The following is a 12,117-nucleotide window of genomic DNA, read 5'->3' as shown; positions in this document are numbered from 1 at the left end:
AATCGATTTCGATTTTCGGGGTTATGCGGTAGGACGCCGCCAGACGCCGCTCACATGGATATGCTCACATGATCCCTCGTTATTCGCGCCCGGAAATGGTGGCCATCTGGTCGCCGGAGACCCGCTTCCGCATCTGGTTCGAGATCGAGGCGCATGCCTGCGATGCAATGGCCGAGATCGGCGTCATCCCCAGGGAAGCGGCCAAGACGATCTGGGAAAAGGGCGGCGTCGCCACTTTCAATGTCGAGCGCATCGACGAGATCGAGCGCGTTACCAAGCATGACGTCATCGCCTTCCTGACGCATCTGGCCGAATTCGTCGGCCCCGACGCCCGCTTCATCCATCAGGGCATGACCTCGTCGGACGTGCTCGATACCTGCTTCAGCGTGCAACTGGTTCGCGCCAGCGACATTCTTCTGGCCGATCTCGATGCGCTGCTTGCGGCACTGAAGCGCCGCGCCTTCGAGCACAAGGACACCATCACTATCGGCCGCAGCCACGGCATCCATGCCGAACCCACGACTTTCGGCGTCAAGCTGGCGCAAGCCTATGCCGAGTTTTCCCGCTGCCGCGCGCGGCTCGTCAACGCGCGCGAGGAGATCGCCACCTGCGCGATCTCCGGCGCGGTCGGCACCTTCGCCAATATCGATCCGCGCGTGGAGGAGCATGTCGCCGCAAAACTCGGCCTGAAGCCGGAGCCGGTTTCCACGCAGGTCATCCCCCGCGACCGTCACGCCATGTTCTTCGCCACGCTCGGCGTCATCGCCTCGTCGATGGAGCGCCTGGCGACCGAAATCCGCCATTTGCAGCGCACGGAGGTGCTGGAGGCGGAGGAATATTTCTCGCCCGGCCAGAAGGGCTCGTCGGCCATGCCGCACAAGCGCAATCCCGTTCTGACCGAGAACCTCACCGGTCTCGCCCGCATGGTGCGGGCCTTCGCCACGCCGGCGATGGAGAACGTGGCGCTCTGGCACGAACGCGATATTTCGCACTCGTCTGTCGAGCGGATGATCGGTCCCGATGCGACGATCACGCTCGATTTCGCCCTCGCGCGATTGACCGGCGTGATCGACAAGCTCGTCGTCTATCCGGAAAACATGCTGAAGAATATGAACAAGTTCCGTGGCTTGGTTCATTCGCAGCGGGTGCTTCTGGCGCTGACGCAGGCCGGCGTCTCACGCGAGGACGCGTATCGGCTGGTTCAGCGCAATGCCATGAAGGTATGGGAGCAAGGCGCTGATTTTCTTGATGAGCTGCTTGCCGACAAGGAAGTGACGGCGGCTCTGTCGGAAAGCGAAATCCGTGAGAAATTCGACCTTGGCTATCACACCAAGCATGTCGATACGATCTTCAAACGGGTGTTCGGCGGAAGCTGATTTCGGGAACTTTTTTCGGCACACTGCGTTATATTGCGCCGGTGAGAGAAAATTTGCGGCACGACGGCCGCACCTCCAGTCAAGAAGGGCCTGCGCATCCCTGCCGCAGGCCCTTCTTTTAGCTGCTTATCAGTCCATTCAGGCTTTATCGGCCACCGTCCGGATGATCGTTCCCCACGGGTCCTCGCGCGTTTCATCCGTCCTGGCGATCGCCGAGCGCATCTCGACGAAGGTCAGGCCGGTGTGGCCTGGCTCACGCCTGCCGGCGCGCGCGCTTCGCCAGGAATTGGCGCCGATGTGATGGTGATAGCCGCCGGACGACAGAAACACCGCCTGCTCGCCATATTTCTGGACGGTGTCGAAGCCGAACTCGGAATTCCACCATGCTTCAGCCTCCGCCGGATCGCCGACACGCAGATGGACGTGGCCGACCACGCTGTTTTCCGGTGCGCCCTTCCATTCCGGCGCCCCTTCCGGGACCGAGGCAATGACCGAAGCGATATCCAGCCGTTCGGTCGCCATGTCGACGCGGGAACCATGCCAATTCCAGCTTTCACGCGGACGGTCGACATAGATCTCGATGCCATTGCCTTCGGGATCGTTCAGATAGAGTGCCTCGCTGACCAGATGATCGGACGCGCCATCTATGGCAATGTTCTTGGCGATGGCATGTCTGATCCAGCGACCGAGATCGGCGCGCGCCGGAAGCAGAAAGGCGGTGTGAAAAAGGCCGGCACTGCGTGGGTCTTCCGGCTGAGCCGAAGGATCGGCTTCGATTTCCATCAGTTCACGATCCCCCACGCCAAGCCGTATTGACGACTTGTCGCGGGAAAGCTCTTCAAGCCCAATCACCTCGCGATAGAAGGAAGCGAGATTTTCGGCGTTTCGCGCCCTCAGTCCGATCTGGGCGACGCTGATCGGCGTCGTTGCGGCAAATGGAAGTTCGTTCATTGTTCGGCTCCATATGTCGGCACCGGCCCTTAAGCGAGCACTCCGAGCGCCGCCGATAAATCCGCGTCGAAATTGCGACGCCCAACTAGCAATAAGATCGGGCGTGAGACGGGTTGCGGCAAGCTACCAAACGGGAAACAAGCTGTTCAGCAACGCGATACCGGGCGCCGTGCGGTTGCAGAAGCCCTCGCCCATCGCTAAATGCGCCCGCATGAAGGTCAAGGACGCTGATATTCTCATCATTCCCGGATACACCAACTCGGGTCCCGATCACTGGCAGTCACGCTGGGAGGGCAAGCTCTCCACCGCGCGGCGAGTGGAGCAGGCCGAATGGTCGAAGCCGGTTCGCGAGGACTGGACGGCGGCGGTCGCCAAGGCAGTCAATGAAGCCGAAAAACCGATCGTGTTCATCGCGCATTCGCTCGGCGTACCGACCGTGGTGCAGGCGATTCCGCAATTCAGGAACCGCGTAGCAGGAGCGTTTTTTGTGGCGCCGCCCGATGTCGCCAATCCGGCGATCAGGCCGAAGCACCTGATGACGTTCGGCCCCTACCCACGCGACCCGCTGCCGTTCCCGTCGATCGTCGTTTCCAGCAGCAACGACCCGTTCTGCGCAGCGGAGGTCGCCGCTGACATAGCATCCGCCTGGGGTTCGCTTCTCATACATGCGGGCGATGCGGGCCACATCAACACCGAGGCCGGCTATGGACCCTGGCCGGAGGGCTCGATGGCGTTTGCGAATTTCCTGACGCGACTCTGAGGCGACGTCAGTCTTTGATGACCTGAATCAGGACGGACGCGTAAGTCATTGTTTTATATAGTTCAAGACATCGAGTTCCGCGCAGTCTTGAGCAGGCTTTCGGCGCCCAGGGCCATATATTTGTGCTCGGTTCCGAGCGCAAGGAAGCGGTAGCCCATCTCGACAAACCGCCCGCACATGCCGGCATCTACGACAAAAATGCCTGCATGTTTACCGGCGGCATTTGCCCGATCGGCGATGGAGGCGACGGTCTCCATCATGTCCTCGAGCGTGGAGTCGACAGTACCACCCTCGGTCCACGCGATCGAAAAGTCGGCCGGGCCCACGAAAATGCCGTCGATACCCGGCGTTTCCAATATGCCGTCCAGCGCCTTAAGCGCCGCCCTCGTCTCGATCATGGCGAAAGACACCGTGTTGGCATTGGCCTCGCGCAGCCAGCTTTTTGAATCGCCGCCGCCATTGCGCGGGAGGGCGAAAGTCGGGCCCCACGAGCGCTCGCCGATAGGCGGATATTTCATAGCCGCGGCAAAGCTCTGCGCATCTTCCACCGAATTGACCATTGGCGCGATTACCGCCTCGGCACCGAAATCGAGCGCGCGGCTCGCCATGTCGAAGCGCCCGACCGGAACTCGCACCACCGGATGCCGGCCAGCGCGCAACACCGGGACGATCGAGCGAAGCACGCTATCGTCGGTATGGCCGCCATGCTGCATGTCCAGCGTCACGGCGTCTACGCCTTGCGCAGCGACGATCTCGACCGTCAGGGGGTCCGGAATGCCGGACCAAGCGGTCAGTAGCGTTTCACCGGCATGCAGGCGGCTTGCGAATGTCATGTCGCATCCCTTGAGCTGAACATTTTAGGCTATCTCACCCGCAAACCGCCGGCGGCGCAAACAAAAACCGCCCTGGACGGGCGGTTCGTTGGTCGGCTGCTGGCTTATGTCGGTCTCAGGAATTCTTGACCTGCTCGATCGCGGTCGCCAGCAATTCTTCCATGGTACGGCGTATCTGATGGTCCGACTGCTGCACGCCGGCCGCGTCGAAATCGCGGCGCACCTTGCGGAACACGTCGTGATCGCCGGCCTCCTCGATGTCGGAAACCACCACTTCCTTGGCATAGGCTTCCGCGTCAGCGCCGGTCTTGCCAAGTTTTTCAGCGGCCCACAATCCGAGCAGCTTGTTGCGCCGTGCCGTCGCCTTGAAACGCAATTCTTCGTCCAGCACGAATTTTTTTTCGAAGCCTTCCTGTCGGTCCTTCATGCTGCTCATTGCAGTGTCTCCGGCTGAAATTTCGATTTCTGATTCGAGACCGGGAATATGGGTTATTCAAAGGCAAACCAAAAGAGGCCGGCGCAATCAATCTCACGTGGTTTCTGCCGCCCGCGGCATTTCGCATGGAAAGCGGTTGATTGCGCCGTTTTGCCGATTGAGCAATCCGCGCGATTGGGATAGAGACCGGCTTTGAGACCTGCAACAGCCGCTCTTGCGTGCTATTATAGAGGGATCGGTCGCTTACCGCCTGCCCTTGCATCCAGAGAAATCAGAAAATGAAAAACCGCCGCCGCATTTATGAAGGCAAGGCCAAGATTCTTTACGAAGGGCCGGAGCCGGGAACGCTGGTTCAGTTCTTCAAGGATGACGCCACTGCGTTCAACAAAAAGAAACATGAGGTCGTCGACGGCAAGGGTGTGCTCAACAACCGCATCTCCGAGCACATTTTCACCCATCTCAACCGGATGGGTATTCCCACCCACTTCATCCGGCGGCTGAACATGCGCGAGCAGCTGATCCGCGAGGTCGAGATCATCCCGCTCGAAGTGGTGGTGCGCAATATCGCCGCCGGCTCGCTGGCCAAACGCCTCGGCATCGAGGAAGGTACGGTGCTGCCGCGCTCGATCATCGAATTCTACTACAAGGCCGACGCGCTCGACGATCCGATGGTGTCGGAAGAACACATCACCGCGTTCGGTTGGGCGAGCCCGCAGGAAATCGACGACGTGATGGCACTGGCCATCCGCGTCAACGACTTCCTGTCCGGCCTGTTCCTCGGCGTCGGCATTCAGCTCGTCGACTTCAAGATCGAATGCGGCCGCCTGTTCGAGGGTGACATGATGCGCATCGTCGTGGCCGACGAGATTTCGCCGGATTCCTGCCGCCTGTGGGACGTCAACACGCAGGACAAGCTCGACAAGGACCGCTTCCGCCGCGACATGGGCGGGCTGGTCGAAGCCTATCAGGAAGTCGCGCGCCGTCTTGGCATCATGAACGAGAACGAACCGCCGCGCCCCACCGGCCCGGTACTGGTGAAGCACTGAAACCTTTGCGCCACGGTTCGGCCATCGGGCCGTGGCATTCGACCCCGACCGAATTTCCCGGAGACAAACGGCCGTGATCAAAGCCCGTGTAACCGTTACACTCAAGAACGGTGTGCTCGACCCTCAAGGCAAGGCGATCGAGCACGCAATAGCGGCACTCGGCTTTGAAGGCGTTGGACAGGTGCGCCAGGGCAAGGTGTTCGACATCGAGATCGACGGGGCGGATCGAGCCAAGGCCGCAGCCGATCTCAGCGCCATGTGCGATAAGCTGCTGGCGAATACGGTGATCGAAAACTACGCAGTGGAGATCGCTTGAGGTGAAATCGGCCGTCGTTCTCCTTCCCGGCCTCAACCGGGACCGCGACATGATCGCCGCGCTGACGAAGATCAGCGGCAAGCCGCCCCTGACCGTCTGGCAGACCGACACTGAAATTCCGGATGTCGATCTGATCGTCATTCCCGGTGGCTTTTCCTATGGCGACTATTTGCGCTGCGGGGCCATTGCCGCGCGCATGCCGGTGATACGGGCGGTTGCCGAAAAGGCCGCAAGCGGAGTGCTGGTGATCGGAGTTTGCAATGGCTTCCAGATACTGCTCGAGGCCGGTCTGCTGCCGGGCGCGCTGATGCGCAACGCCTCGCTGAAATTCGTCTGCCGCGAAGTGAAGCTCGAGGTCGCCAACGCCAACACGCCCTTTACCCGCCGCTACGCCCCCGGCCAGGTGATCCGCTGCCCGGTCGCCCATCACGACGGCAATTATTTTGCAGAGCCCGACACGCTGGCACGGCTGGAAGGCGAAGGTCAGGTCGTGTTCCGCTATGCCGACGGCACCAATCCCAACGGATCGATCAACGACATTGCCGGCATCGTCAATGCCAAGGGAAACGTGCTCGGCCTGATGCCGCATCCCGAGAACCTCATCGAGGCGGCGCATGGCGGCGGCGATGGGCGTGGACTGTTCGAAAGCGTGCTTGGATATGAGCCTCCCCACCCAGAGCCGGTGGATGCCTGAGCCGTCGAATATTCCGCTATTCACCCTCCGCCTTCGGACCGCAGCCGACAACTCGACAGGGTCTTCCGCGACATGAAGAAACTCCGCCTGATTGCCGCAGCCCTGACTTCGGCGCTCGCGCTGACGGCATGCCAGTCCGGCACAAAGAGCGCCAGCACCACGGATTCGGGCAAAAGCGCATCTCTACGGACCATGGAGACGGTGGCCATCGCCGCGCACAAATGCTGGTTTGCAGCCAAGGACCCGGCGTTCAGACCCTATCGCATGGCCAATGAATTGAATAATTTCGGTGGCACGCCGCGCTTCCTGCTGGTGCCTGCGAAAGACTATGGCGCGCGGCCTCTGCTCGTCGTTCAGGCCACCGGCAGTTCTTCGCGTGTCGAGGTTTTCGGGCCATTGATGGATCAGGCGCTCGGCGCGCGTATCAATTCGGACGTCAGCCGATGGGCGGCAGGCGACAGCGGCTGCGGCGCCTCGGCCTGAAACCCTGAACCAATTCCCTCTCGGGACCGGACAGTGCCATGACCATTTCGAATACCGTCAAGATCACCGACGAACTGATCGCCTCTCACGGACTGAAGCCGGACGAGTATCAGCGCATTCTGGATCTGGTCGGACGCGAACCGACATTCACCGAGCTCGGCATTTTCTCGGCGATGTGGAACGAGCACTGCTCGTACAAATCCTCAAAGAAATGGCTGCGGACGCTGCCGACCAAGGGTCCACAGGTTATCCAGGGACCAGGCGAAAATGCCGGCGTGGTCGATATCGGTGACGGCGATTGCGTGGTCTTCAAGATGGAGAGCCACAACCACCCCTCCTATATCGAGCCCTACCAGGGTGCTGCCACCGGTGTCGGCGGTATCTTGCGCGACGTCTTCACCATGGGCGCACGGCCGATTGCCGCCATGAACGCGCTGCGCTTCGGTGCACCGGATCATCCGAAGACGCGCCATCTCGTCTCCGGTGTGGTCTCCGGTATCGGCGGCTATGGCAATGCATTCGGCGTGCCGACAGTCGGCGGCGAGGTCGATTTCGACCCGCGCTACAACGGCAACATTCTGGTCAACGCCTTTGCGGCGGGTCTTGCCAAGACGGATGCGATCTTTCTTTCAGAAGCGAAGGGCGTTGGATTGCCCGTCGTCTATCTTGGCGCCAAGACCGGCCGCGACGGCGTCGGTGGCGCCACCATGGCGTCGGCCGAATTCGACGACAAAATCGATGAAAAGCGGCCGACCGTTCAAGTTGGCGATCCATTCACGGAAAAATGCCTGCTGGAAGCCTGCCTTGAACTGATGGCCTCAGGCGCCGTCATCGCCATCCAGGACATGGGGGCCGCCGGCCTCACCTGCTCGGCGGTCGAAATGGGCGCCAAGGGCGATCTCGGCATCGAGCTCGATCTCGACACAGTGCCGGTGCGCGAGGAGCGCATGAGCGCCTATGAGATGATGCTCTCTGAAAGCCAGGAGCGCATGCTGATGGTGCTGCGCCCGGAAAAAGAGGAGGAAGCCGAGGCGATCTTCCGCAAATGGGGCCTGGACTTCGCGATTGTCGGCAAAACCACGGACGATTTGCGCTTCCGCATCATCCATCAGGGCGAAGAGGTCGCCAATCTGCCGATCAAGGAGCTCGGCGACCAGGCGCCCGAATATGACCGGCCATGGAACGAGCCGAAAAAGCCAGCGCCGCTGGCGAAGGACGATATTCCCCAAGCCGATATCGCCGACGCATTGCTGAAGATGCTCGGTGGCGCCAATCTTTCCAGCCGGCGCTGGGTGTGGGAACAGTATGACACGCTGATCCAGGGCAATTCGCTGCAGCTTCCGGGCGGCGATGCCGGGGTCGTGCGCGTGGAAGGCCATGAGAGCAAGGCGCTTGCCTTCTCCTCGGACGTTACGCCTCGCTATTGCGAGGCCGATCCGTTCGAGGGAGGAAAGCAGGCAGTGGCCGAATGCTGGCGCAACCTGACTGCGGTCGGAGCCGAGCCGCTGGCGGCCACGGACAATCTCAATTTCGGCAACCCCGAGCGGCCTGAGATCATGGGGCAGTTGGTCAAGGCCATCGAAGGCATCGGCGAGGCCTGCCGCGCGCTCGGCTTTCCGATCGTTTCCGGCAACGTTTCGCTCTACAACGAGACAAACGGGCAAGGCATCCTGCCAACTCCGACGATCGGCGGCGTCGGCCTGATCCGCGACTGGTCGAAAATGACCCGTATCGGCTTCGCCGCCGAAGATGAGACGATCCTGCTGGTCGGCGCGCCGGCGGGCTGGGGCACGCATCTCGGTCAATCCATCTATACGCGCGACATCCATGGCCGCGTCGATGGACCGCCGCCTCCGGTCGATCTCGCGCATGAGAAGAAGACCGGCGATGCTGTCCGGGCCCTCATTGCTGAGGGAGCCGCAACGGCCGTTCACGACCTTTCCGACGGCGGCCTGGCGGTCGGCCTCGCCGAAATGGCCATGGCATCCGGCATCGGTGCCGAGGTGAGACAATTGAACGGCTCCTCGCCGATACCTATCTTTTTTGGCGAGGACCAGGGTCGTTATCTGGTGACGGTGCCGCGCGACCGCGCAGAGCGGGTTCTTGAACAGCTCAAGGAGAGCGGCGTCGCCGTCGACCTGATCGGCACGACCGGCGGCGGCGAATTGAAACTTGGCGGGGCGCGTGCGATACCTCTGGCCGAGATGATAGAGGCCCACGAATCGTGGTTTCCGCGATTCATGGACAATTGACAGGACCCCTGCCATGGCAATGAATGCGCATGATATCGAGACCCTCATCAAGGAAGGCATCCCGGATGCCAGGGTGACGATTCGCGATCTTGCCGGCGATGGCGAGCACTATGCCGCCGAAGTTGTCGCGGAGAGCTTCCGCGGCAAGAGCCGTGTGCAGCAGCACCAGATGGTCTACGACGCGCTCAAGGGCAATATGGGCGGTGTTCTTCATGCCCTTGCCCTTCAAACCAGCGTTCCGGAGTGATACATAGGGCGCATGAAATTTTCGAACGCCGGACTCGCAGCCGGCGAGGTTAGGAAAGAAAAATGAGCGGAATCAGTGAGTTTATCGGCAACGAAGTCAAGAATAACGACGTCGTGCTGTTCATGAAGGGCACCCCGGGCTTTCCGCAGTGCGGCTTCTCGGGACAGGTCGTCCAGATTCTCGACTATATCGGTGTCGATTACAAAGGCATCGACGTGTTGACGTCGAACGAGTTGCGCCAGGGCATCAAGGATTATTCGAACTGGCCGACAATTCCGCAGCTCTACGTCAAGGGCGAATTCGTCGGGGGCTGCGATATCATCCGTGAGATGTTCCAGGCGGGTGAATTGCAGTCGCTGTTCGAAGGCAAGGGAGTAGCCACCAAGGCCGCGTGATCCGCAGCAAGGGTCGGATTTCTACTTAATTCGTCCGAACTCTTTTGAAGGCGCCGGCCGCACCGGCGCCTTTTTCCGTCTTCTGGATTAGCTATTTTAGAGTGAAGTAATGGATGCATCGTCAACCACGAAGCCCTCGCGCCTGCAAGGCATGGGAAAGGCCGAATTCATTGCCTTGATGGCAATGCTCATGGCGATGAACGCCCTGGCGATCGACATCATGTTGCCGGGCCTGCAGGAAATCGGCGCCAGCCTCGGTGTGGAGAGCGAGAACCATCGTCAGTATGTGATTTCCGCCTATCTGATGGGCTTCGCCTTCGCGCAGATCGTCTATGGCCCGTTATCGGATCGCTTCGGCCGCCGAATGCCGATGATTGCGGGGCTCGTTATCAGCGTGCTTGCCGCGCTCGCCGGCGCGGTTGCACCGACATTCGAAGCGCTGCTGTTGATGCGGTTCGTTCACGGCGTTGGCTCCGCTGCCACACGGGTCATCACGGTTTCGATCATTCGCGACGTTTTCGGCGGTCGTCAGATGGCGGAAGTGATGTCGCTGGTGATGATGATATTCATGATCGTTCCGGTCATTGCGCCCGGCACCGGTCAGGTCATCATGCTGTTCGGCGAATGGCACCTGATATTCGTCTTCATGGCCGCCATCAGCCTGGCAGTCACGCTGTGGATGGCCCTGCGCCTGCCCGAAACGCTCGATCCGGCCGACATCCGGCCCTTCACCCTCAAGTCCATCGTCCAGGGCTTCGGCATTGTGTTGAGCGACCGCGTGGCGCTTTGCTACACGCTGGCCTCCGCCTTCATCTTCGGCGCACTCTTCGGCTTCATCAATTCCGCCCAGCAGATTTACGTCGGCATCTATGAACTCGGTGCATGGTTCCCGGTGGCCTTCGCCGCCGTTGCAGCTTTCATGGCGCTATCCTCCTACCTCAATGCACGGCTGGTCGGCCGCTTTGGCATGCGCAGGATCTCGCACGGCGCACTGATCGGGTTCATGATCGTCAGCGGCATCTGGTTCGTGCTGTCGCTGTTCGGCACGATTCCCTTTCCGTTATTCCTGCTGCTCTTTGCGCTGGCGATGTTCCAGTTCGGCCTCATCGGCTCGAACTTCAACGCCCTGGCGATGGAACCACTGGGTCACGTCGCCGGCACCGCCTCGTCGGTGCTCGGCTTCATGGGCACGGCCGGCGGCGGCGTGATCGGTGCGCTGGTGGGTCAAGCCTTCGACGGCACAACGACGCCGCTTGGCGCGGGCTTCCTGGGAGTGTCCGTGGTGGGGCTGATTTTCGTGATCATTGCGGAAAAGGGCAAGCTGTTCCAGCCGCACAGCCAGCCGATCCGTTAGATCAGTCGAGAGGCGACCTATCCGCGCCCTGCCCGGCGATGAGGCCGGCGAAATCGAACAACTTGCGGTCGAGCAAATGGCTCGGCCGCACATTGGTGAGCGCGCGGATCATCGTATCCTTGCGGCCCGGCATGCGCGTTTCGATGTCATCGAGCATTGCCTTCATGACATTGCGCTGCAATCCGTCCTGGCTGCCGCAGAGATCGCAAGGGATGATCGGAAAGGCCATCGCCTCGGCGAATTTCGCCAGATCCGTTTCCGCGCAATAGCTGAGCGGTCGCAACACCATGACGTCGCCCTCGTCGTTCAGGAGCTTGGGCGGCATGGCGGCCAATCGGCCGCCATGGAAAAGGTTCATGAAGAACGTCTCCAGAATGTCCTCGCGGTGATGGCCAAGCACCAGCGACGAGCAGCCTTCCTCCCGGGCAATGCGATAGAGGTGACCGCGCCGCAGGCGCGAACAGAGCGAGCAGTAAGTTGCGCCCTCGCCGATCTTATCGGTGACGATCGAATAGGTATCGCGATACTCGATGCGATGGCGAACGCCGTAGCGATCCAAGAATCCGGGCAGAATGTGCTTGGGAAAGTTCGGCTGGCCCTGGTCGAGGTTGCAGGCCAGCAGTTCGACCGGCAGAAGCCCGCGCCATTGGAGATCGAGCAGCACCGCGAGCAGCCCATAGGAATCCTTGCCGCCCGACAGCGCCACCAGCCAACGCTCGCCCGGCTTGACCATGGCGAAATCCTCGATTGCCTGCCGGGCGTTACGCAGCAGCCGCTTGCGCAGTTTGTTGAACTCGACCGTGGACGGCGTTGCCCGAAACATGGCGTGACAGGAGGCGTCGTCGCCTTCGGCAATCTGTTCCGGCATAATGTTCATGGGGACCCGGCTCTCTGATGTGCGGCTTCGGCTGAATTAGCGAACTGATCCGCCAAAGAAAAGGCCGCCCGAAGGCGGCCCGTTCCTGATTGCAGAA

14 protein-coding genes are annotated in these 12,117 nt (G+C 60.9%); 10 read left to right on the top strand and 4 right to left on the bottom strand.

Going from position 1 to position 12,117, the window contains the following annotated elements; all coding sequences use genetic code 11:
• Positions 1 to 68 precede the first annotated feature (68 nt).
• Positions 69 to 1,376, top strand: a complete 1,308-nt coding sequence (gene purB / locus ACLKMW_RS03200) for an adenylosuccinate lyase (protein WP_415722931.1) — start codon at positions 69 to 71, stop codon at positions 1,374 to 1,376.
• Positions 1,377 to 1,514: 138 nt separating this feature from the next.
• Here purB and ACLKMW_RS03195 read toward each other — a convergent pair whose 3' ends face one another.
• Complete coding sequence (locus ACLKMW_RS03195) at positions 1,515 to 2,327, bottom strand: VOC family protein (RefSeq protein WP_415722930.1); 813 nt, start codon at positions 2,325 to 2,327, stop codon at positions 1,515 to 1,517.
• 211 nt (positions 2,328 to 2,538) lie between these two features.
• On the opposite strand from ACLKMW_RS03195, the gene ACLKMW_RS03190 reads away from it, so the two are divergent.
• The gene (locus ACLKMW_RS03190; protein ID WP_415723182.1) at positions 2,539 to 3,087 is read left to right on the top strand and encodes an RBBP9/YdeN family alpha/beta hydrolase; all 549 of its coding nucleotides are present in this window, start codon (positions 2,539 to 2,541) and stop codon (positions 3,085 to 3,087) included.
• Positions 3,088 to 3,149: 62 nt separating this feature from the next.
• Here ACLKMW_RS03190 and ACLKMW_RS03185 read toward each other — a convergent pair whose 3' ends face one another.
• On the bottom strand, positions 3,150 to 3,920 hold the full coding sequence (locus ACLKMW_RS03185; RefSeq protein WP_415722929.1) for an HpcH/HpaI aldolase family protein: 771 nt from the start codon (positions 3,918 to 3,920) through the stop codon (positions 3,150 to 3,152).
• Positions 3,921 to 4,035: 115 nt separating this feature from the next.
• Positions 4,036 to 4,356, bottom strand: a complete 321-nt coding sequence (locus tag ACLKMW_RS03180) for a DUF1476 domain-containing protein (protein ID WP_415722928.1) — start codon at positions 4,354 to 4,356, stop codon at positions 4,036 to 4,038.
• A 278-nt stretch (positions 4,357 to 4,634) separates the two neighbouring features.
• On the opposite strand from ACLKMW_RS03180, the gene purC reads away from it, so the two are divergent.
• The 8 genes from purC to ACLKMW_RS03140 all read left to right on the top strand — a co-directional run bounded on the left by purC (position 4,635) and on the right by ACLKMW_RS03140 (position 11,143).
• Positions 4,635 to 5,402: a phosphoribosylaminoimidazolesuccinocarboxamide synthase gene (gene purC, locus ACLKMW_RS03175; protein WP_415722927.1), complete on the top strand. Its 768-nt coding sequence runs from the start codon at positions 4,635 to 4,637 to the stop codon at positions 5,400 to 5,402.
• 73 nt (positions 5,403 to 5,475) lie between these two features.
• Complete coding sequence (gene purS, locus ACLKMW_RS03170; protein ID WP_415722926.1) at positions 5,476 to 5,718, top strand: phosphoribosylformylglycinamidine synthase subunit PurS; 243 nt, start codon at positions 5,476 to 5,478, stop codon at positions 5,716 to 5,718.
• Position 5,719: 1 nt separating this feature from the next.
• A complete protein-coding gene (gene purQ, locus ACLKMW_RS03165; RefSeq protein WP_415722925.1) occupies positions 5,720 to 6,412 on the top strand; it encodes a phosphoribosylformylglycinamidine synthase subunit PurQ in 693 nt (230 codons plus the stop codon).
• Positions 6,413 to 6,484: 72 nt separating this feature from the next.
• The gene (locus tag ACLKMW_RS03160; RefSeq protein ID WP_415722924.1) at positions 6,485 to 6,895 is read left to right on the top strand and encodes a hypothetical protein; all 411 of its coding nucleotides are present in this window, start codon (positions 6,485 to 6,487) and stop codon (positions 6,893 to 6,895) included.
• Between the two features lie 38 nt (positions 6,896 to 6,933).
• Positions 6,934 to 9,147, top strand: coding sequence for a phosphoribosylformylglycinamidine synthase subunit PurL (gene purL / locus ACLKMW_RS03155; protein ID WP_415722923.1), 2,214 nt, complete (start codon positions 6,934 to 6,936; stop codon positions 9,145 to 9,147).
• A gap of 13 nt (positions 9,148 to 9,160) precedes the next feature.
• Complete coding sequence (locus ACLKMW_RS03150; RefSeq protein ID WP_415722922.1) at positions 9,161 to 9,394, top strand: BolA/IbaG family iron-sulfur metabolism protein; 234 nt, start codon at positions 9,161 to 9,163, stop codon at positions 9,392 to 9,394.
• Positions 9,395 to 9,456: 62 nt separating this feature from the next.
• The gene (gene grxD / locus ACLKMW_RS03145; protein WP_415722921.1) at positions 9,457 to 9,789 is read left to right on the top strand and encodes a Grx4 family monothiol glutaredoxin; all 333 of its coding nucleotides are present in this window, start codon (positions 9,457 to 9,459) and stop codon (positions 9,787 to 9,789) included.
• A gap of 151 nt (positions 9,790 to 9,940) precedes the next feature.
• Positions 9,941 to 11,143, top strand: coding sequence for a multidrug effflux MFS transporter (locus ACLKMW_RS03140; protein WP_415723181.1), 1,203 nt, complete (start codon positions 9,941 to 9,943; stop codon positions 11,141 to 11,143).
• Position 11,144: 1 nt separating this feature from the next.
• On the opposite strand, the gene ttcA is transcribed toward ACLKMW_RS03140, so the two are convergent.
• Positions 11,145 to 12,020 carry a tRNA 2-thiocytidine(32) synthetase TtcA gene (gene ttcA / locus ACLKMW_RS03135; RefSeq protein ID WP_415722920.1) on the bottom strand — a complete coding sequence of 292 codons (876 nt, stop codon included), beginning with the start codon at positions 12,018 to 12,020 and terminating at the stop codon, positions 11,145 to 11,147.
• Between the last annotated feature and the right edge of the window lie 97 nt (positions 12,021 to 12,117).

The organism is Borborobacter xinjiangensis (assembly GCF_047739745.1).
Lineage (GTDB): Bacteria > Pseudomonadota > Alphaproteobacteria > Rhizobiales > Rhizobiaceae > Pseudaminobacter.
Note: the sequence above shows the minus strand (reverse complement) of the source record. Positions and strands in the feature narration are given on the sequence as shown.

Excerpts from the sequence above, each read along its gene's own strand:
- purB (WP_415722931.1), top strand. The coding sequence starts at position 69 with ATGATCCCTCGTTATTCGCGCCCGGAAATGGTGGCCATCTGGTCGCCG.
- ACLKMW_RS03195 (WP_415722930.1), bottom strand. The coding sequence starts at position 2,327 with ATGAACGAACTTCCATTTGCCGCAACGACGCCGATCAGCGTCGCCCAG.
- ACLKMW_RS03190 (WP_415723182.1), top strand. The coding sequence starts at position 2,539 with ATGAAGGTCAAGGACGCTGATATTCTCATCATTCCCGGATACACCAAC.
- ACLKMW_RS03185 (WP_415722929.1), bottom strand. The coding sequence starts at position 3,920 with ATGACATTCGCAAGCCGCCTGCATGCCGGTGAAACGCTACTGACCGCT.
- ACLKMW_RS03180 (WP_415722928.1), bottom strand. The coding sequence starts at position 4,356 with ATGAGCAGCATGAAGGACCGACAGGAAGGCTTCGAAAAAAAATTCGTG.
- purC (WP_415722927.1), top strand. The coding sequence starts at position 4,635 with ATGAAAAACCGCCGCCGCATTTATGAAGGCAAGGCCAAGATTCTTTAC.
- ACLKMW_RS03160 (WP_415722924.1), top strand. The coding sequence starts at position 6,485 with ATGAAGAAACTCCGCCTGATTGCCGCAGCCCTGACTTCGGCGCTCGCG.
- purL (WP_415722923.1), top strand. The coding sequence starts at position 6,934 with ATGACCATTTCGAATACCGTCAAGATCACCGACGAACTGATCGCCTCT.
- ACLKMW_RS03150 (WP_415722922.1), top strand. The coding sequence starts at position 9,161 with ATGGCAATGAATGCGCATGATATCGAGACCCTCATCAAGGAAGGCATC.
- grxD (WP_415722921.1), top strand. The coding sequence starts at position 9,457 with ATGAGCGGAATCAGTGAGTTTATCGGCAACGAAGTCAAGAATAACGAC.
- ACLKMW_RS03140 (WP_415723181.1), top strand. The coding sequence starts at position 9,941 with ATGGGAAAGGCCGAATTCATTGCCTTGATGGCAATGCTCATGGCGATG.
- ttcA (WP_415722920.1), bottom strand. The coding sequence starts at position 12,020 with ATGAACATTATGCCGGAACAGATTGCCGAAGGCGACGACGCCTCCTGT.